The following is a 19,904-nucleotide window of genomic DNA, read 5'->3' as shown; positions in this document are numbered from 1 at the left end:
GGGTAACCACCCCGCCTTTGCTGGGGTGGTGAAACGTTAATCCAGCGCGTTCATCGCGGCATGGACCAGCTGCTCCGCCTCTTCGCGCGGCAGGCCCGGCGGCACCACCTCGCCGAACCGGAAGGTGATCACCCCCGGCAGCTTCGGCCCCTTCTTCGGCCACACCAAACCACTGTCGCACGCGATCGGCACCGTCGGCATCTTCAGCGCGCGATACAGCCCCGCAAACCCCGGCTTCAGCGGCGGATGCTCGCCCGGCGAAACCCGCGTCCCCTCCGGAAAGATCAGGATCGATCGCCCGGTCGCCTTCGCCGCGGTCGCCTCGCGCATCATGCTGCGCATCGCCGTTGCCGATGCCTCGCGGTCGACGACGATCGCGCCGTAGCGCCGTGCCGCCCAGCCCCAGGCCGGAATATCCGCCAGCTCGCGCTTCAAAACGATCGCCGGACCATCAAGCAGACGCTGCAACTGAAGCGTCTCGAACATCGCCTGATGCTTGCACGCGTAGAACGCCGGCTCGGTCGGCCGTGTCCCCTCCACGCGGATGTGCACGCCGAGGATCACGCGCGCGCACCAGCGGTGGAAACGCGTCCAGATCGTCGAATGCACGATCACCGCGCGCGAGCCGAACAGCGCCGAGATCGGCACGGTCACCACGATCGGCACCGAGATCGTGTAGAAAACGAGCATGAACGCCCAGTTACGCAGCCAGATCATCCGCCATATCCAATCCACAATGCGATCCGGCGAAGGATCAACTTGTTATATTCGTTGACCAAAGTCCCGAGCCGCGGCGTCCCCGGCACGCCATCGCCGAGGATCACGACGTTCTTGTCGAGTGCCGCCGCCAACTCCATCCGCGCGCGCGCGACGTGCCAGTCCGACGTCACCAGCCGCACCGAGCGGTATTTGTGCACGCGCACCCACTGCGCGGTCTCCTCGGCGTTCGAGCGCGTATCGACCGCATCCGCGCCGAGATCGATGCAGCACGCGAACAACGCGGGCGACGTGCGATACTCCAGTGCGAGATCGATCGGCCGCACCCCCGGCGCGACGCCGGTCACGAGCATCCGCTTCGCCTGATGATCGCGGAGCAGCGCGATCCCGCGGTCGATCCGCCCTGCACCGCCGGTCGGCACAACGATCGCATCCGACGTGAAACCGTCGAGCGGCTTGGGCAGCAGTAGCATAAACAGCGCGAAGCCGAACGCCCAGGCGAGCGCCAGGATGCCGAACAGCCGCACGATCACAGGATATGCCTCAGCGCGCGGACGATCGTCACGCGGGCGGCGAGCGTGGCCAGCACGACGAACGCGACCGGGAGCAGCGCCAGCACCACCCAGTCGACTCCGCCGAGAGTCACGCCGCCGAGCAGTTCGGAGCCCAGCCCGTGCAACCGGATGCCAATGAACGCGATCACCAGCAACGCCGTGACGCCGCCGCCGACACCACCGATCGTCGCATCGAGCGCGATCCGTCGCTGGAACAACCGCGCGACCTGGAGATCGGTCGAGCCGAGCATGTGCATCACCGCGATCGTCGCGTGATGCGTCTGGAGCCCCGCGCGCGCGGCAAGCACGACGACCGCGGCGGTCGCGCTCGCCATCAGCAGGACCAGCGCCAGCGCGAGGAACGTCAGCGAGCGCATGACGTCGTTGACGGGCGACATCCAGCTTTCGTGGCGATCGACGCGGACGATCGGGCTCAAGCGCCGCACTGTCGCCGCGACGCGCGCGGCCGCCGCCCCGTCATGATCGGCGAGGTCGACGTCGATCATCGCCGGTACGGGCAATTGCGGGTCGGCACCATCGGACCCGAGCCAGGGTTGCAGCAGTCGCGTGAGTTCGGCGCGGTCGACCGGCGTTGCCGTCGCGACCGCTGGCATTGCCCTGAGCGCGGCGAGCACGCGCGCGGCAACGGCATCACGCCGCACTGGATCACCGTCGACGACCTGCACCGTCAACCGGCCTACCAGCTGGCGATCGAGCAACCGCGCCGCACCCGCGGTCGCCAGTCCCAGAGCCGCGGCGAGCATCGTCAGGAACAGCATGATCGCCATCACCCACGTCATCGCGCGCAGGCCGCCGGCTTCGTCGAGCACCCGGCGTTCGGCCGACGACCGGGCTTTGATGGCGCGACTCATCATTCGGGCCGCGTCGGTGGATAGCGCAGCGAACCGGTCGGATCGAGCAATCGCCCGCGATCGAGCCGCATCATCTGTGCGCCGGGTATCCGGCCGAGCAGGTGGAAGTCGTGCGTCGCGACCACCACGGTCGTCCCCAGCTTGTTGAGCGATTCGAACAGGTGCAGCAGCCGCTCGGCCATGTCGGGATCGACATTGCCGGTCGGCTCGTCCGCGACCAGGATTTCGGGGCGTGCGATGACGGCACGCGCGATCGCGACGCGCTGTTGCTCGCCGCCAGACAGCGTCGCGGGTCGCGCATCGGCGCGGTCGCCGAGCCCGACCCAGGCGAGCATCTCGCGCACCGGTTGCTCGATATCCACCTCGGGCATCCCCGCCACGCGCAACGGCAGCGCGATATTGTCCCAGGTCGACAGATGCGGGACGAGCCGGAAATCCTGGAACACCACGCCGATCCGCCGCCGGAACCCGGGCAGCCGGTCGCGCGACAGCACCACCGCGTCCTCGCCGAACAGCCGGATCACGCCGCGCGTCGGACGCTGCGCGAGATACAGCAGCTTGAGCAACGAGGTCTTCCCCGCGCCGCTCGCGCCGGTCAGGAAATAGAACGCACCGCTACGCAGCGTGAAGCTGAGGTCCGCCAGCGTCTCCGGCCCTGCATCGGGACCCGTGCCGTAGCGAAGCCCGACGTTTTCGAATTGGACGATATTCGCCATGACGTGGTTGCGCCCGCTCTCGCCCGCTTGATGTCCGTGCCAATGCCCGTATCGGCGCTTTGCCATGAAAGCGCGCGCCGCTTCAAGCTTGCCACATATGCGGGCCGCGTGCTTATTCGGCACGAGATACGGTCGCGCTCCGGCGACCGCTGGTGAAGCGTATCCATGATCCTCCAATGTCCCGAGTGCAGCACGCGCTATCTGGTCCCCGACAGCGCGATCGGGACCGAGGGGCGCACCGTGCGCTGCGCCAATTGCAAGCATAGCTGGTTCCAGGCCGCCGCACCGGACGTCGAGGATGCGCTGGAGCTCCCGGAATCTGCTCCGCTCGCACCTGCGCCGCCACCGCTCGCCCCGCTGGCGCGGCTGCCGATCGTGGAGCCAGCCGAACGGTTCGCGCCTTTCGCCGCTGCCGCATCAATCGCGCCCGAGCCCGCGGTCGTAGCACCCACATTCGTTCCACCGGTAACACCGCAGATCGAGAACCTGCCCGTTCGCCTGCGTCGCAACACGACGCGGCGCTGGACGATCGTCGCGGTGCTGGCCGGGCTGCTGATGCTGATCGCGGCGGGAGCGATCGTGTATCTTGGTGCACCCGGCGTCGCGGCCAAGCTCGGTCTCGGGACTGGCAGCGACGAGACACCGCTGCGGTTGCGCGACAATCCGATCGAGCGCCGCGAACTCGACAACGGCTCCGAACTGTTCGCGGTCAGCGGCCAGGTGACCAACCCATCGAACCAGCGCCAGCGCGTGCCCGATATCCGCGCCGAACTCCGCGATGCGCAGGGGCGGCTGGTGTATAGCTGGACGATCACCCCGCAGCAGCGCACGTTGGCGCCGGGCGGTGCGATCGACTTCAACTCCGCGACCTTGAACGTGCCCGCGAACTCGAAGCGCCTCGAGCTGAGCTTTGCCGGCGAGGCGACACGCTAAGTCTACGATCGCCCCACACCAGCGGAAAATCATCGTGTTGGCGCTGGAAAAAACGTGACGATCGGATTTGGATAGCGGCTTTTTCGCAAAGGCCGTTGCACGATGCGAAAACCCTTGCTAGTGGCGCTCGCCTACCAGATGCCGGGTCCGCCCGGTGATGTTTCATGGGCGGCCATGGCGGAACTGGTAGACGCGCAACGTTGAGGTCGTTGTGGGCGAAAGCCCGTGGAAGTTCGAGTCTTCTTGGCCGCACCATTTTTTCAGATCGAGTAAACACCCCCTTCGAGGGTCCCCCTTTCGCGGCTGTGCGTTGGGCTTGGCGGAGGCATTGCATGAGTTCGATCGACGACACGATCATCGACACGCCCGAGGGGCCGATGACGTTTGCGCAGTGGAAGAAGAAGAACCCGGTCCAGCTGCCTTCGCGGCGGACCAAGGGGAAGAAGCTGCCCAACAAGGTGAAGCTAACCACCGACGAGAAATAGCGGTGGCTGGGGCTGGAGTGCCCGACCGATAAGCCGACATGCTCCCCTCCCTGGAAGGGAGGGGTTGGGGGTGGGTTGGCTAGCTTGTGTTACGACGGTTCGGATTTTGCGGAGGCCGACCCACCCCCGGCCCCTCCCTTCCAGGGAGGGGGGAAGATAGCGGAAGCGGTTTTGCCGCTCAGTGCTTCCCCGCCCCCCCTGAGCCCTGCCTCGCGCGGATCATCCGCGCCTGGAACTTCACGCGTTGCCAAAACGTCGCGTCGTCTAGGCGCCATTGGCGGATCGCCTGCGTCGCCAGCGTCTCGATCAACGCCTCGCTCGTCGCCGCATCCTGCGCCGCAAACGCCCGTGCGAGGTCCTCGACGCACGGACCGTGGTCGGTGAAGTCGCGCGGCAGCGGCATGGGTGTGGGCTGGCTCGGCATCGGCATAGGTCTTTCTCCCTGTAATTAACGTCGACCACCGAACAGGGCGCGCGTGGCGCCACCGATCGTCGTCTGGTCGAACTTCAGCCGCATCGTGACGTACGGCCCCTGCCGCGTGTAGCGGTCGTCCTCGAAATCGCGGTCGCGGTAGCCGGACACGTTGTAGCCGGCGCTGATCCACGTGTTCTGTGCGGGCGACACGCCGACCGAAGGTCCACCGCTCCAGGACCAAGCGCCACGCTCCCACGCATGCTGGACCGAACCGCTGACACCGATGTCGAAGCGCGTGCCGACATCTTGGCGCAACTCGAACCCGGTTACGTCGATATACCCGTCATAGGTATCGTCGGCGAATCGTCCGGCGACGTATTTCGCGCCGTAATACAGCGTCGCCTCGGTGCCGTGGCCAAGCCCTTCCGGACCGGTGCGATAGTTGACCGCCAGATTGTTGATGATCCGCGAGGTCACCTGGTCGCCGCCGCCGTACGCGGGCACGCCGAGCGAATTGGAGTCCGAGAACCCGGCATCCGCGCTCTCGTGCCGCAGTTCGAGCCGTTCGAGCAGCGACCAGCGGCTATCGAGCGGACGGAAGGCGAGCGCGACGTCGGCGGTGGCATAGGTCGCGACCGCGCCGGTCTTGTCCTTGATCGTGTACGCCTTGATGCTCGACGCGAGCGTCTTGCCCTGGCCCAGCGTGCGCAGGAAGTTGGTCGTGACCCCCCAGCGATCGCCGCTGTCGGCATTGCGATATTCCAGGCGCCCGTTCACCGACCAGCGGGCCTGGCGATAGGTCGCGCCGAGCGTCACCGCGGCATAATCGCCATTGGTCTGGTCCTGCCCGACATAACCACCCGAGGTGACCGGCTGGAACGCGTTGACGACCGCGCCGTCCGGAATTTGCCCCTTCAGGGTGTTGCTCGCGTCGAGCGTGCCGTCGAAGGTCCAGTTCTTGCCGAGCGGCACCGACTGGCTGAGCCCGTATTGCGCATAGGTCCGCGCGCCGTTCTCGCCGATCGCCTGCTGGTTGAGCGTGCTCATCAGCTTGGCACCGGTCCAGGGCGCGACGTCGACGCCGAACTGCTTGGTATGCGCGACATAGCCGTCGCCGTTCGCGATCTCGTACCCGCCGATCAGGCGGATGCCGGGCTTGATCCGGTAGGCGAGCTGGATCTGGTGGCGGATCGGGAAGTCGACGCTGTCGCTGTCGCCGCCGGGCGCGAACTGGGTCTGGCCGGTGAGCGTCACCGCATTGCCGAACAGCGCTTGCGTGCCGCCGACCGTCAGCAGACGACTGTCGCGGTTCTTGCCGTCCATGCCGCGGTCCGACGCGAACTGGCCGCCGACAAAGATCGTGCCGGTGTCGCGGCGATATTCGAGGCGGGCCTCGCCAGCGGCGCGCGTGCCCGGGTTAGTCAACTGCTGCTGGTACCAGGCGACCCCGGTCACGCTCAGCCGGTCGGTCAGCCGCAGCCGACCGTCGAGCCCGAACTTGCGCGTACCTGCCTCGACCAGGTTCTGCTGGCCGACGCCGAACGCGGTATCCTGCTGGCGGGCATAGGCGAGCAGATCGAGCTTGGTGCCGTGGTGATCGACCTCGGCAAGATAGGCGAGGCCCTGGCCCAGCCCGCCGCGACCGCCCTTGGCGATCTCGCCGCGCAGTTCGGTATTGGCGGTGACGTGCGCCTTGATATCGGCGCCGAGCACGGTGGCCTTGCCGACGGTCTCGTCACGGATGACCGCGACGCCGACCTCGACGCGGCCGTTGGCGAGCTTGGTCGCGACGCGCGCGGCGGCTGCGAGCTTGGCCGACCTGCCGCCCTCGACCTCGTAGTCGGCGACGATGAAGATCGGATTGAGGTTGCTGTCGCGGCTCAGGATCGGCTGGCGGAAGCGGACTGTGCCCATCGACGTGTCTATGTCGTAGTCTATGTGGCGGGTGAGCTCGGTGCTGGCGACGATCAGTTCGGAGCGGAAGCGATCGCGGGTTTCGAGGCGTAATTTGTCGCTGTTCGGCACGATGTTACGCCCCGACAGGCGGTAGGGACCGGACAGGCCGTTGCCCTGGATTTCGTCGCGCGAATACAACGTGTCGGTATGTGCGGCGAAGCCGGTCGCGCGCACTCGCTTGCCCTCATACGCGGTCTTGATGCCGTTGAGCGTGCGATTGTAGCGGGTCAGCTGCGTATCGGTGAAGCCGGTCTCGAAATCGCCGAACAGCGCATAGAACTCACGACGCTCGAGCCGCAGGTACAATTTCCGGCGGGTTGCCGCGTCATAGCCCTGGCGCGAGCCGTCGCCATAGACGGTGTAATAGCGGTCGGGGTCGATCGTGCCGAGCAGCCCGCGATCGGGATCGTATTTGCGGTCGCTGTCATAGGCGATCGTCGCCAGCCACGAGCCCCTGACGCGGCCCTTGGCATAGAAAGCGAGCTGTCCGTCGGTGACGACGCTGTTCCGCTCCGACCGCGGCAAGCCCGACTGGCGCTTGCTGAGCATGTCGTAGCCGAGCGAGCCAGCGCCGAACCCGACCACGACCCAATCCTTCTGCGATGCGGCCAGCCAGGCGCGGACTTCGCTGCTGTGGACGATCTTGTCCTCGGTCAGCGAGACGATCGCGTGGACGGCGCCCGCCTGCGTGGTCGGCTGGAGCGCGATGAAGGCCAGACCGTCGTCGCCGACCACCTGTGCGGTGGTGGACGACCGCTCGCGACCGGCAAGCTGACGGCCCTGCTCGAGTTCCGCCTCGACCGCCGCGGTATAGGGCTGGTCGACGGTGAAGGGGATCAGCGTGCCTGCACGCACCGGACGGCCGGTCTTGTCGGTCACGCGCACCGCGATCAGCGGGCGGGCCAGGCCGTCGGCGACGAGCCGGCTGCTGGCGGCGTCGAACACCGCGCGAACGCCGGGCCCGGAGTAATGCACCACGCGGTCGAGCGTCTTCACGACGCTGCCGTCGGCGGCGAGCACGCGTGCCTGGAGGCGATTGTCGCCGTCGATCAACGGGATACCCGTCCAGCGCGAAACGGCGATGTCGGTGCCGTCGCGCTGATCGGTGCCGTCGAACGCGAGCGGCTCGACCTGCTTGCCGTTGATGGTCAGCGCGACACGCTGGCCGGGCATATGCTTGACGACCGCGCGGACGATCGGCGCGCGCGGGTTGTGGTCGGCCTGTGGGAACAGCCAGTCGATGCCGGCGGTCTGATCGCCCGCCAGCCAGTCGCGGCTGCCCGCGGCGACGGCGGCATCGGCGACCGTGATGGGGAGGCCCGCGTCCGCCGACGCAGCCTTGCCGGTTGGCTTGAGCTGAAAGTCGACGCGCTTGAGCAGGCCGCCGTCGCCCTCGACGAAGCGCGAGATCGGGCTGTTGGCCTGGCGCGTGTCGATGTCGCAGGCGACCGGTGCGTGCGTCGCGGGGATGCTCGACGTGTCGATCTGGACGACGTGGCGCCCGGCGCGGACGCCCTCGAAATGGTACAGTCCGTCGCGGTCGGTCGAGACGAACGTGCCGTCCTCCATCAGCAGGCGGATTCCGGGCACGCCCTTGCGCTTGTCGACCGGATCGCCGCAATTCCCCTCGGTCACGCGGCCGATGATCGTCATCGCGTCGGTGAACAGCAGCGGGCGCAGGCGCACGGAGGCCGCAGCCTCGTTGCTGGTGACGGTACCCTGGCCGACGACGCGGGCGCGGTTGAGCGCTTCGCCGGTCGGCGCACCGGGGGCGATGCTGACGACGTATTTCAGCTCGGTAGACGCACCGGCGGCGAGCACGGGTATGACGAAATCGAGGCTGCGGCCGTCGGTCGACACGGTCGGCTCGTCACCGCCCCGCGCGGAATTGCGTTCGTAGCGCAGTCCCTTGGGCAGCGTGTCGGCGACGTGGAGCCCGCGCGCGGGGACCGAATCGCGGTTGGTGATGCGCAGCAGATACTGGACGAAATCGCCCGGCGCCGCTTCACGCACCGATGCCACCTTGGTCAGCAACAACGTCCCCGCGCCGGGGCTGTCGAGCGGGATGTCGGCCGAAAAGGGCTCGGGCGTCGACAGCGTCAGCGATCCACCGAAGCTGGTGTCGTTGAGGATGAACGGCGTACCCTGCGGATCCTTCAACGCGGCGAGCGTCGCGCGATCGACGGTCGATGGCGCGGTGTAGGTGCCGGGCGGCGTCACTTTCAGGTAATAGCGACCGGGCGCGGTGAGTGGGAATCGGTACCGGCCGGTCTCACCCGGGTACACGCGGCCGCTGGCGTCGGTGACTGCCTCACCGGTGACGACGGTGGAGGGATAGCGGCTGACGCCGTCGTCGCCGAACACGGTGGCGGGCTGGCCGGCATCGTCGACCAGCGACACGGTCGTGCCGTCGACCAGCGCACCGGTCCGCGAATCGAAGGTGTAGCCGGCCGGATCGATCAGCAGCGACGCCATCGAGGCAAGGCTGTAGCCATCCTCGGCAAAGCTCAGCTTGATCGTTGCGCCGCGCATGTTGCGGATGTCGCAGGCGGCGAGTTCGGGATGCTTGCCCGTCGCGCTGGCGGGGATGCCGCCGGCGAAGATGCCGCTGTCGGCCGCGGTCTCGGTGAGTGTCAGCGTCGTGTGGATCTTTCCGACATCGACCGCGATGACCGCGGTCTCGCGCGCGTCCGGGTCGTGGTTGCCGGCCTGGTTGTCGAGCACCAGGATCATGTCGGCATAGATGTCGATCGCCGCGACCCAGGGCGATTTGGCGAAGGTCGCGGCATCGATCGGCGCGGGTGTGAACTGGAAGCTGGGGGTAGTCTGGCACGTCGCGCCCGTCAGGTCGTAATTGGGCGGCGGGAGGTGGAATGTAAGCGTGGTCGGGCGCTTGGCCCGGTTCACGTCGAGCGAAACCGTATTGGACGGCAACGTGCGTACGCCGGAATCGCTGGCCGCGTCGTCGAACGACAGCGTCGCGGTATTCTGGATACGAGTCGTCTGGACACCCGTCTGCGCGGCCGCCGGCAGGGTGCCGACGATCAGCCCGAGCAGGAGCGTCAGGAGCAGGGCGCAAAGGCGCGAAAGGCGACGGAAGCTGGACATGAAGGGTCCTCTCCCGACGCGCGTCTCCACGCGCCGGGATCGGTCGTTCCTTGTTCGTGAGGAGCGGAGTCTGGGTGGTGGGACTTAGTTGATCGTCACGCGGAAGCTTGCCGCCACCGACGTCCCGCCGAGCAGGGTCGGAATCGTCGCGGTCACCTTCTTCGTGCCGGCATTGTACGAGCCGGTGAACGGAGTCAGCGGGATCGCCGATCCGTCGTCGTTCGCAGGGAAGCCGTTCAGCACGCATGCCCCGCCGACGCCCAGCCCACCGATCGTGATCGATCCCGGCTGATAGGTCGTATTGGCCGGAATGATGTCGGTGAGATTGATGTTGCTCGCAGGCACCAGCAGCGTCGCGTTGTTGACGACCAGGCAATATTGCACGACCGCGCCCGGAATCGCCTTCGGCAGCAACAGGCCGGAGACCGGATCGGAAATCACCACCGACGACTTCGTCACCGTCAGGTTGACGTTGCGCGTCGTGATTTCATAGCCAAGTGCCGCACGGCCATAGCCGTTGCTGGCGATATCGGGGCCAAGACCATCCGAATCATTGTCCGCGAAGACCACGTCGACCGCATTGTCGTCGTTGGCGAGAAGGCTGGGCACCAGTGCCGCGCCCTGCGCCGCCGCATCGCCGCCCGCCGCGACCTGCGCGATCAGCGTGACACCTGCGAGCGAGACCGCCTGAACGTTGGGCACATCCGCGACGATGAACACGATCGCCGATTGATCGGCACCGAGTTCGTTGATGTACGTGGCGGTATCGACGCCCGAATCATAGGTGCCGTTGCCGTTCGAATCGACGAACACCTTGATGTTGGTCACGTCGAAATTGTCGCCGGTGAACAGCCCCTGGATCGGCGTCTGGCTGGTCGACAGCAGGAAATCCTGTATGCCGTTGGTGTTGTTCGTCACCTTGAACGTCAGGACCGCGCCCGCCTGGCCGACCGAGACCTGCGTGTTGGCGGGCTGGTTGGTGGCGACGGTCAGGTTGACCTTGCGATCGACCACGAACGTCGCGGCGTTCGACGTCGCCGATTGCTGGACGCCGTTGACCAGATAGCTGGCCTGCGCGGTGTTGGTGACAGTCGTACCGGCGGCGGTACCTGCTGGTCCCGGTGCGGTCTGTGCCATGGCGGTACCGGCCGACACGATGGCGGCCGTACCGGCCAGCAGCGTGCGTATTACCCCTTTTGCGTGCATCGTTTAGGTCTTCCTTCTGTGATGGTTTTGGTCAGGTGTGGAGAGAGAGATCGGCCGGATCATTTGAGGACGGCCTGGAACGCGAACTGGCCCTGCGAACCCGCCGCTAACGGGCTCGCGAGGCGCCACCGGACGCTGGTGACATCGTTGGGGCTCGCCGCGCGCGTGCTGCCGTCGGGGCTGCGGACGCGGAGGGTGGCGAGCGAACCGTAAGTCTTGCCGTCGACCGAGACGTCGGGCGCGGGCGAACCGGGATTGGCCGATCGATAGGCGATCTGGCGCGGCAACGGGTTGTCGAGCACAACGTTCGCCAGCGGCTGCGCGCCGCTGTTGCGATAGGCGAGGACGAAGATCACCTTGTCGCCCGGCGTCACCTTGGTCGGCTTCACCAGTGTGACCCGGGTGGTGCCGTCGGGCGCGGCGCTGCGCGCCTCGACGAGGATGCTGCTGCTGACCTGCAACGGACCGGCAGCCGCGGAGGCTGCGGCGGCCGTGGCGACCAGAACGGCGGCAGTCATTGGACGCGTAATCATAGCTTGGCTCCTCATTGGATCTTGGCTTTGAACTGGACGGTATGGCTGGACCCGGCGGCGACGCGGCCGAGCGCGACGGTGACGCCGGCACCTTGCGCAGTGCTCGGGTCGAAGCGCCCGGCGTCGTCGTCCGCGCCATCGCTGAGCGGCGCACCGTCGAGCGTCAGGCTGCCGGGGACGAAGACGGTGCCGAGGGGAATCGGGTCGGCGATCCGCGCGCCGGTGACGGCATCGGTGAAGCGCGCCTCCAGCGTGTAGGTGATGACCGCGTCGCGGACCGCGGTCTGCGATCCGTCGGCGGCGCGCACCGACTGGCTCTTGAGCAGCACCGGCCCCGCGAGCGCGGTGCCGAGCGGGACCGAGACGGTGGCGAGTGCGCCGGTCGGTCCGACCACCGCATCGCCGCCGCCATCACCCGCGCTCGGATAGACGTTGCCCGTCGCGCCGGATCCCGTCGTCGAGCGCGCGGTGACGGTCAGCACGGCGTTCGTGGCGCTGCCCTCCGGCGTGGCAACCAGGATCGCGAGCAGCTTGATCGACTGGCCGGGCGCCAAGAGCGGTGTCTTGCCACCGACCGGCGCGACGTCCTTGGCAGGATCGTAGAGGCCATCGCCGTCGGTATCGATCACCAGCGTACGCAACACGGCCGCGCCGGGTGATACGGAGGCGGCCAGCACGAACGACTCGGCGCCATTGTCGAGGTTGGTCAGCGTGAAGGGAATGGCGACCGGCTGCGCGGTGACGACGACCGCGCCCCGGCCGTCGCGGACCAGCGCCACGTCGAGCCGCTCGGCGACGATGATCGTCACGGTGTTCGAGCTGGTCGACTGCGCCGTACCATCGGCATCGTACCGCAGGCCGGCGGTATTGACGATCGGCGTACCCGCCGGCGTGCCGATCGACGTCGCGACGGCCGGCGTCTGGGCAAGCGCCGGCTGGGACAATCCTGTACTCAGAATGCATGTCAGCAGGCACGGTGCCGCTGCGACGCGTCGAAACCGCCCGCTCTTTCCCCCATGCTGTGACATCAGACGAATCAATTTTCTTCCCAATCCTTTGATCGGGAACAAAATGTCCGAAGCCGCTTAATCAAATACTACGAAATCAAAATGGGATCATAAAGCAAAACTATGATAGTTAATGTGACGACATCCGTTTCGAACTTTAAGTTCAGTATATTACACTGTGAAACGGCATCATATTTCATTGCTGTTGAATCGCAAGCAACTTGAACCCGTAATGGCTTTATTGTGGAATACGTAAAAAAACCGGCCGCGACACGCTTCAAAGAAGACGCGCCGCGGCCGGTCTCGGCAGGCGTAGTGCTGGGGTTAGCCGCGAAGAAGCGCGCGCAGATAGGCCTTCATCTGCTGGTCGCCGGTATAGCTCAGCGAGATCTCGACGCGCCGCCGGTCGGTCGGGTCGGTGACGCGGTCGATCAGCTTCAACTTGTGGAGATGCTCGATCCAGCGCTGCGACGTGGTGACGGGTGCGTCGGACATGCTGACCAGCGCCTTGATGTTCATCGGCATACGGTCGTCGCGCGATGCGAACAGCGCGAGGAGCATGTCCCAAGCCGGTTCGTGGAACAGTTCGCCAGGCAGGAACTTCCGCCGCAATCGCCGTTGCTCGAGCACCGCATTCGCATGCTCGATGAGTGCGGCGTCGTTCGGTTCATTGCCTACCGGCGCCGGTTCGGCAGCCTTGGCGACCCGTCCGTTGAACTCCTCCGCGACTGCCGACAATTTGGCAGTCAGATCCTTGACCAATTCCACGACGGTTTCGTTCTTCACCAAAGGCTCCCCGTTGCCATCGACCCGTTCCCATCGACCCGTTCCCATCGACCTTGATGCGCGATCGAGACCGCGTGCCCGCAACATGTCGCTGCTATCGCACGCAAACCTTCGACCATCCCAGATACAGGCTGAGACACCCCGATATTCGGACTAAACGCCAAAAAGCCAGCGGCGTCCTTCCATTTTGTTAACTAACGGGACAGTCACACCCGAATACAACTATATTTAGGTATCACACCCCAACTTATTATATATTAATCAACTCGTTATGGATCTTATTGTCGTGCCAGACGCCCGTTTTGGGTTCGATCAAAGGCTCGATATTGTGCTTCTACAAAGGCACGTGAGTCCTCCTTGCGGATGCTTCATACCTGGCAGATCATGCCAGCAGCGAAACACCGATTTGCGATGAATCGATATCGCATGCGTCCCATAGTCCGATCGAACGTGCCATGCGTTGGGCGTCGATCGCAGGAAAGGGTATCGTGTCCGCTTATCTCAATGCCGTAGGGTCCGCCGTTCCCGGTCACGATATCCACGCGGCGTTCATCGACTGGGCGCGATCGCGGGTCGATGCCCGTGCCGAGCGCGTCTTCGACCGGATGGCGTCGCGGTCGGGGATCGGACATCGCTGGTCAGTGTTGCCGCCGACCGCGGGGGGTGGCTCGCCGGTCGACGATTCCGGCTTCTACGCCGCCGAGCCGCATCCGGGGACAGCCGCGCGGATGGTCCTGTATGCCGAGCACGCACCCGACCTCGCGATCCGCGCGATCGAGGCGTTGCGCGAGAAGGTTGTGATCGAGGGCATCACGCATCTGGTCGTCGCCAGTTGCACGGGCTTCGTCGCGCCGGGGATCGACCAGATCATCGCACGCAGGCTTGGGCTTTCGTCGAGCGTGGAGCGGCTTCTGATCGGTTTCATGGGGTGCTATGCGGCGATCGTCGCGTTGCGGAGTGCGCGGCACATCGTCCGCTCCGAGCCGGACGCGCGCGTGCTGGTGGTGACGGTCGAGCTTTCCACGCTGCACCTGCAACCGGCCAACGACATCGAGGCATTGCTCGCGATGCTGCAGTTCGGCGATGGCGCCGCCGCCGCGCTGGTGACGGCGGATGCAACCGGGTTCGAACTCGAAGCGCCGTTCGCCGCGTCGTTGCCCGATAGCGAGACGCTGATCCGCTGGGACGTGACCGATGCGGGCTTTGCGATGCATTTGTCGGGCGAGGTGCCGGGGCGGATCGCCGCGGCCCTGTCCGACGAGGAGTTTCGCGCGATCGTGAGTGCCGGACAGCCACCCGAATCGATCGACGGTTGGGCAGTCCATGCCGGCGGGCGATCGATCCTGGATGCGGTCGAGCATGCGATGCATTTGAACCCCGAGGCACTGGCGGCGTCGCGGCAGGTGCTGGCGGACAATGGCAACATGTCGTCGGCGACGTTGATGTTCGTGTTCGAGCGATTGCTTGCGGGGCCGCCGGTCGAGCACGGCGTGGCGCTGGCGTTCGGGCCCGGCCTCGCGGCGGAGGGCTTCGGGTTCCGGAGCGCGGCATGAGCCTCGCGGTTCGCAGCCAGGCCGAAGAGCTGATGGACGCCGACGACCTCGACGCGGCGACCTATGCAGACGTCGTCGGCGATCTCGCGACGGTCAACACGGTGACGATGGCGCGCCGCCCGACGCTCGGCTTTCTCGCGCGTGCGACTGCGGGGCGGAAAAGCTTCCGGCTGCTCGACGTCGGGTTCGGCGATGGTGACATGCTGCGGCGGATCGCGAGCTGGGCGAAGGCGAAGGGTATCGAGGCGGAGCTGGTCGGGGTCGATCTCAACCCGCGCAGCGAGCAGGCGGCGCGGGCGCATGGCGGCGACATCCGCTACGTCACGGGCGACTATGCCGACCTCGCGCATGAGCCGTGGGACGTGATCGTCAGCAGCCTCGTCGCGCATCATATGAGCCACGACCAGCTGATAGCGTTCCTGCGGTTCATGGAGGGCCATGCGAGCGCAGGGTGGTTCGTCAACGACCTCCACCGGCACGGCTTCGCGCACTGGGGTTTCCCCGTCCTCGCGACGATCGCGCGCTGGCATCCGATCGTCCGCCACGACGGCACGCTGTCGATCGCCCGCAGCTATCGCCCAGACGAATGGCCGCCGCTGCTCGCCGAGGCCGGCATCACCGAGGCGAAGGTCCGCCGCGTATTCCCGTTCCGGTTATGCGTCGAACGCCTGCGCTGATCGTCGGCGGCGGACTCGCCGGGGCCGCGACCGCGATTCAGCTCGCGCGCGCCGGACTGCCGCATCTGCTCGTCGAGCGATCGCGTAAGACCGGCGATGCGATCTGCGGCGGGTTCCTGAGTTGGCGGACGCTGGAGACGCTCGCCGGGCTCGGGATTGATCCGGACACGTTGAACTCTGAACGCGTGACACGCGCCCGCATCTTTGCCGGCAATCGCCGCGCCGAAGCCGCCCTCCCCCATCCGGCAATCTCGGTCACGCGCCACCGGCTCGATACGGTCCTGCTGGCCGAAGCCGAACGGCTGGGCACGCCGATCGAGCGCGGCGTCACCGTACGCGAGATCGAGGGGACAAGCGCTCGGCTCGCAGACGGCGCGACGATCACGGCCGACGCGCTGTTCCTCGCGAGCGGCAAGCACGACGTTCGCGGCATGGCGCGCCCCGAAGACGCGCGCGGTGCCGACCCGACCTTGGGTATCCGGGTGAGGATCGCCCCCTCGCCTGCGCTGAGCAAATCGCTCGCGGGCGGCATCGAGCTTCATCTGTTCGACCGCGGCTATGCCGGTCTCGCGATGCAGGAGGACGGCACCTCGAACCTCTGCATGGCGGTCCATCGTTCAAGGCTTCAGGCGGCAGGTTCCCCCGCGCAACTGCTCGAAGCCCTCGGCCAAGAGATGCCCGCGCTCGGCGAATGGGTCGCGCTGATCGCGCCGAACGCGTCGATCGATGCGATCGCCAACGTCCCCTACGGCTGGCGCCAACGCACCGGTTCCGATGCACTCTTCCGTCTCGGCGATCAGGCCGGCGTGATCCCCTCGCTAGCCGGCGAAGGCATGGGCATCGCGCTCGCCAGCGGCGTCGCGGCGTCGACAGCTTATGCAAAAGGCGGCCCCGAAGCCGCAGCGTCATGGCAGGAGGATTTCGCCCACCGCCTCGCTCGCCCGATCGGTATCGCCAGCATCGTCCGCCACATCGCCGAAAGCGAACGCGCCGCGTGGCTACTTCCTTTCCTGCGCCCCACACTGATCCAGGTCATCGCCAACGCAACCAGATTGGGGCAATCTTGAAAGCCGCCCCGCCAGCACGAGATGCATGTCCATGGACCAGCTCAATCTTTCCGAGGCCGAATGGCGCAAGCGGCTTACCCCCGAGCAATATCACGTACTACGCGAGGGCGGCACGGAGCGTGCCTTCGCCGGCGTTCTGACCGACAACAAGGCCGATGGGATCTACCGGTGTGCGGCGTGCAGCAACGAGCTGTTCGACAGCGCGGACAAATATGATTCCGGGTCGGGCTGGCCGAGCTTCACCCAGCCGATCGGTCCCGACGCGGTCACCGATCACGCGGATCGCAGCCACGGCATGACCCGGATCGAAACCCGGTGCGCGCGCTGCGACAGCCATATGGGCCACGTCTTCCCGGACGGTCCGCCGCCGACCGGGCAGCGTTATTGCATGAACTCGCTCTCGCTCGAATTCCGGCCGCGCAAAGCGAACGTCGCGGCCTGATGTCGCTTGTAGGGCGGGACCATCGCGCGTAATTCTGCGGCCACATGGCTCGTACGCGTTCTGCTCCCCCGTCCCGTCGGTCCCCAACTCCCCCGGCGTCACGCTGGCGGCGGCGGCTGGTCGTCTTTCTCCAAGTCATGGTCGGGATCGGTGTCCTTGCGCTCGGTGCGCTGGCGATCGCGGTCTATATCGCGATGTCGCAGCTGCCCAGTTTCGACAGCCTGAAGTCCTCGCCCAACGGCCAGATGATCCGCGTCCATGCTGCCGACGGCACCGTGATCGTGTCGATGGGGCCGAGCTTCGGCGAATGGCTGCCTTACGGCCAGATTCCCAAGGTGATGCGCGACGCGACCGTCTCGGTCGAGGATCGCCGCTTCCGCTCGCATATCGGCGTCGATCCGGTCGGCATCGCGCGCTCCGTGAAGGTACGGTTCGATCGCGGCCACTGGACGCAAGGCGGCTCGACGATCACGCAGCAGCTCGCGCGGACCGTCTTCCTCAACAACCAGAAGAAGTTCGGCCGCAAATTCCGCGAGGGCATCCTGGCGTTCGCGCTCGAATGGAAGTTTTCGAAGGACCAGATCCTCGAACTGTACCTCAACAAGGTCTATTATGGCGGCGGTGCCTACGGGATCGACGCGGCTTCGCGGAAGTTCTTCGGTCATGGCGCAGATCATCTGAGCCTGGCCGAAGCCGCCGTCATTGCGGGTCTCGTCAAGGCACCGTCCAACTACTCGCCGACTGCCGACGCGGAAGCCGCAATGGGCCGCGCCGGTGTCGTGCTGGAGACGATGCAGGAAACCGGTGCGATTACCGCGTCCGAAGCTGCCGATGCCGACGTATCCGGGCTGAAACTCGCGCCTGAGCCGAAGCAGAACAGCGTGCGGTACTTCACCGACTGGGCGTTGCCGCAGCTCGATACGCTGATCGACGAGACGACCGAACCGCTCGAAGTCTGGACGACGCTCGACCTGACGATGCAGCGCCAAGCCGACGATGCGATCCGCGCCAATGCCCCACCAGGAGCACAGGGGGCGCTGGTTGCGCTCGATCGTGGCGGCGAGGTCCGCGCGATGGTCGGCGGCAAGGATTACGTCTCGTCGATCTACAACCGCGCGACGCAGGCGGTCCGCCAGCCGGGCTCGTCGTTCAAGCTCTTCGTGTACCTTGCCGCGCTGGAGGCCGGCCACAAGCCGGAGGACTCGATCGTCGACGAACCCGTCACGATCAACGGCTGGAGCCCGCGCAACGATTCGCGACGCAATTCCGGCGCGGTCTCGTTGCGGACCGCGTTCGCCTATTCGCTCAACACCGTGGCGGCCAAGCTCGGCCAGGAGGTCGGCTTCAACACGGTCGCCGACATGGCGCGGCGGTTCGGCATCACGACGCCGGTCAACGTCCATCCGTCGATGGTGCTCGGCACGTCGGAGGTCCGCGTGATCGACATGACGCGCGCGTTCGCGTCGGTCGCCAGCAAGGGCGTGGCGGTAACGCCGTACGGGATCACGCGCGTGACGGCGAACGGCCAGACGATCTACACGCACGAGGTCGACCGCAGCCACGTGCTGGTCGCACCCTATGTCGCCGCCGAGATGACCGACCTGCTGCAGACCGCGGTCAACACCGGTACCGGCCGCGCGGCGCAGATCGGTCGGCCGGTCGCGGGCAAGACCGGCACCACCACCGCATCGAAGGACGGCTGGTTCCTCGGCTTCTCCAGCGGCATCACCACCGGCGTGTGGATGGGTCGCGACGATGCCAAGCCGATCGCCGGCCTGCACGGCGGCACCGCGCCGGCAAAGGCCTGGGCGGCGTTCATGAAGCCCGCGACGGCCAACCGTCCGATCGAGCAGTTCGATACGAAGGTTACGCTACCCGAATGGCAGCTGGAGCCCGACGAGGAGAGCTATTTCGGGCAGCCCGACAATGGCCAGATGGCGGTCGATGCGGACGGTAATCCGATTGAGCAGGGACAGCCGTCGGTCCCGACCGACGCGCAGACCGGCGACACTATCCCGCGGCCCGATGCGGATCAGCCCGAAGCTGCGCCGGCTCCACCGCCGCAGCAGATGAACCAGGATTGGATCGACCGAGTCATCGGGCGTGAGCGGCGTGAACCTTCACCGGCTGGGCGGCAACCGCTCCAGCGCGATGTGCCGCGCGATCAGGTGCAGACTCAGCGCTTCCAGAGCGATCAGGAAGAGCGTCCGAACCAGTGAAGGCCCGCGCCGTGCGTGCGTAACCAGACGCGCGCGGGCGTCGGGTCTTCGCCGTAGAGTTGCTCGACCAGCGCGTGGAAGACCGGTGCGTGGTTCATGTGGACACGGTGCGCGACTTCGTGCGCGACGGTGGCGCGGCGGACCCAACTCGGCGCCAGGATCAACCGCCAGCTGTAGCGGATGATGCCGCTCGACGCGCAGCTTCCCCAGCGGCCCTTGGCATCGCCGACTGCGACCTGCGCGACGGTTACCTTGGCCTTGGCGGCGTATTCGGCGGTCTCGGTCTCCAGCAGGGCGAGCGCGGTGCGCTTCAGCCAAGCCTCGACACGACGGGCGATCGTTTCGGGCGGGCCTGATAGCGACAGGACCGAGCCTTCGCGGACCACGGTCCGACGGCTACCGGGTGTCCACACGATCGTCAGCGGCTCGTCGGCGACGGTGAGGATCGCACCGGGCACGAATGGGCGCGGCTGGGGGAGCAGCGCGCGCTGTTCGGCAATCCAGCCGGCCTTATCCTCGGCCCAGGCCAGCGCCTGTTTCAGCGCCGCACGCTTGGGGAGGACCAGCCTTGCCCGGCCACTCGCGGGATCGATCGAAAGACGCGCGCGGCGTGCGCGGGGGTGACGGACGATCTCAAGGCCCTCGATCATCGGGCTAT

General features: G+C 66.6%; 18 protein-coding genes and 1 tRNA gene. 8 read left to right on the top strand and 11 right to left on the bottom strand.

Annotated features, from left to right (window positions below):
• Window positions 1-36: 36 nt before the first annotated feature.
• From C8J25_RS09725 to ftsE, 4 genes are read right to left on the bottom strand one after another with little or no spacing between them, the layout of a single operon-like run.
• Window positions 37-717, bottom strand: coding sequence for a lysophospholipid acyltransferase family protein (locus C8J25_RS09725; RefSeq protein WP_107954238.1), 681 nt, complete (start codon window positions 715-717; stop codon window positions 37-39).
• Entirely contained in the window at window positions 714-1,250 is a 537-nt protein-coding gene (locus C8J25_RS09720; protein WP_107954237.1) for a YdcF family protein, read from the bottom strand. The genes C8J25_RS09725 and C8J25_RS09720 overlap by 4 nt, the downstream gene beginning before the upstream one ends.
• On the bottom strand, window positions 1,247-2,143 hold the full coding sequence (locus C8J25_RS09715) for a cell division protein FtsX (protein WP_107954319.1): 897 nt from the start codon (window positions 2,141-2,143) through the stop codon (window positions 1,247-1,249). Before C8J25_RS09715 ends, C8J25_RS09720 begins: the two co-directional genes overlap by 4 nt.
• A complete protein-coding gene (ftsE, locus tag C8J25_RS09710; RefSeq protein ID WP_107954236.1) occupies window positions 2,143-2,859 on the bottom strand; it encodes a cell division ATP-binding protein FtsE in 717 nt (238 codons plus the stop codon). Before ftsE ends, C8J25_RS09715 begins: the two co-directional genes overlap by 1 nt.
• Window positions 2,860-3,024: 165 nt before the next feature.
• Here ftsE and C8J25_RS09705 point away from each other — a divergent pair, with 165 nt between their 5' ends.
• The 3 genes from C8J25_RS09705 (at window position 3,025) to C8J25_RS20715 (ending at window position 4,277) form a co-directional block, all read left to right on the top strand.
• On the top strand, window positions 3,025-3,792 hold the full coding sequence (locus C8J25_RS09705; RefSeq protein ID WP_107954235.1) for an MJ0042-type zinc finger domain-containing protein: 768 nt from the start codon (window positions 3,025-3,027) through the stop codon (window positions 3,790-3,792).
• A gap of 168 nt (window positions 3,793-3,960) precedes the next feature.
• A tRNA-Leu gene (locus tag C8J25_RS09700) sits at window positions 3,961-4,047 on the top strand.
• A 77-nt stretch (window positions 4,048-4,124) separates the two neighbouring features.
• The gene (locus C8J25_RS20715; RefSeq protein WP_165886441.1) at window positions 4,125-4,277 is read left to right on the top strand and encodes a hypothetical protein; all 153 of its coding nucleotides are present in this window, start codon (window positions 4,125-4,127) and stop codon (window positions 4,275-4,277) included.
• Window positions 4,278-4,455: 178 nt separating this feature from the next.
• Here the strand turns inward: C8J25_RS20715 and C8J25_RS09695 are convergent, their stop codons facing one another.
• The 6 genes from C8J25_RS09695 to C8J25_RS09670 form a co-directional block, all read right to left on the bottom strand.
• Window positions 4,456-4,707 carry a hypothetical protein gene (locus C8J25_RS09695; protein ID WP_107954234.1) on the bottom strand — a complete coding sequence of 84 codons (252 nt, stop codon included), beginning with the start codon at window positions 4,705-4,707 and terminating at the stop codon, window positions 4,456-4,458.
• Window positions 4,708-4,725: 18 nt separating this feature from the next.
• Window positions 4,726-9,756, bottom strand: coding sequence for a DUF11 domain-containing protein (locus C8J25_RS09690; RefSeq protein ID WP_107954233.1), 5,031 nt, complete (start codon window positions 9,754-9,756; stop codon window positions 4,726-4,728).
• A gap of 84 nt (window positions 9,757-9,840) precedes the next feature.
• Window positions 9,841-10,962, bottom strand: a complete 1,122-nt coding sequence (locus C8J25_RS09685) for a DUF11 domain-containing protein (protein ID WP_107954232.1) — start codon at window positions 10,960-10,962, stop codon at window positions 9,841-9,843.
• A gap of 59 nt (window positions 10,963-11,021) precedes the next feature.
• The gene (locus tag C8J25_RS09680) at window positions 11,022-11,495 is read right to left on the bottom strand and encodes a DUF11 domain-containing protein (RefSeq protein WP_107954231.1); all 474 of its coding nucleotides are present in this window, start codon (window positions 11,493-11,495) and stop codon (window positions 11,022-11,024) included.
• 11 nt (window positions 11,496-11,506) lie between these two features.
• Window positions 11,507-12,439 carry a hypothetical protein gene (locus tag C8J25_RS09675; RefSeq protein ID WP_167397696.1) on the bottom strand — a complete coding sequence of 311 codons (933 nt, stop codon included), beginning with the start codon at window positions 12,437-12,439 and terminating at the stop codon, window positions 11,507-11,509.
• A gap of 387 nt (window positions 12,440-12,826) precedes the next feature.
• Window positions 12,827-13,288: a hypothetical protein gene (locus C8J25_RS09670; RefSeq protein WP_107954318.1), complete on the bottom strand. Its 462-nt coding sequence runs from the start codon at window positions 13,286-13,288 to the stop codon at window positions 12,827-12,829.
• A gap of 488 nt (window positions 13,289-13,776) precedes the next feature.
• On the opposite strand from C8J25_RS09670, the gene C8J25_RS09665 reads away from it, so the two are divergent.
• From C8J25_RS09665 to C8J25_RS09645, 5 genes are read left to right on the top strand one after another with little or no spacing between them, the layout of a single operon-like run.
• Window positions 13,777-14,841, top strand: a complete 1,065-nt coding sequence (locus C8J25_RS09665; RefSeq protein ID WP_244186935.1) for a type III polyketide synthase — start codon at window positions 13,777-13,779, stop codon at window positions 14,839-14,841.
• Window positions 14,838-15,518, top strand: a complete 681-nt coding sequence (locus tag C8J25_RS09660; protein WP_107954228.1) for a methyltransferase domain-containing protein — start codon at window positions 14,838-14,840, stop codon at window positions 15,516-15,518. Before C8J25_RS09665 ends, C8J25_RS09660 begins: the two co-directional genes overlap by 4 nt.
• On the top strand, window positions 15,497-16,585 hold the full coding sequence (locus tag C8J25_RS09655; protein WP_107954227.1) for an NAD(P)/FAD-dependent oxidoreductase: 1,089 nt from the start codon (window positions 15,497-15,499) through the stop codon (window positions 16,583-16,585). The genes C8J25_RS09660 and C8J25_RS09655 overlap by 22 nt, the downstream gene beginning before the upstream one ends.
• A gap of 31 nt (window positions 16,586-16,616) precedes the next feature.
• On the top strand, window positions 16,617-17,027 hold the full coding sequence (gene msrB / locus C8J25_RS09650; protein WP_107954226.1) for a peptide-methionine (R)-S-oxide reductase MsrB: 411 nt from the start codon (window positions 16,617-16,619) through the stop codon (window positions 17,025-17,027).
• 44 nt (window positions 17,028-17,071) lie between these two features.
• Window positions 17,072-19,246: a transglycosylase domain-containing protein gene (locus tag C8J25_RS09645; RefSeq protein WP_107954225.1), complete on the top strand. Its 2,175-nt coding sequence runs from the start codon at window positions 17,072-17,074 to the stop codon at window positions 19,244-19,246.
• On the opposite strand, the gene C8J25_RS09640 is transcribed toward C8J25_RS09645, so the two are convergent.
• Window positions 19,222-19,896: a M48 family metallopeptidase gene (locus tag C8J25_RS09640; RefSeq protein WP_107954224.1), complete on the bottom strand. Its 675-nt coding sequence runs from the start codon at window positions 19,894-19,896 to the stop codon at window positions 19,222-19,224. The two genes, C8J25_RS09645 and C8J25_RS09640, sit on opposite strands and share 25 nt — an antisense overlap.
• Window positions 19,897-19,904 lie beyond the last annotated feature (8 nt).

This window comes from Sphingomonas faeni (genome assembly GCF_003053745.1).
In the GTDB taxonomy this organism is placed as follows: domain Bacteria; phylum Pseudomonadota; class Alphaproteobacteria; order Sphingomonadales; family Sphingomonadaceae; genus Sphingomonas; species Sphingomonas faeni.
Note: the sequence above shows the minus strand (reverse complement) of the source record. Positions and strands in the feature narration are given on the sequence as shown.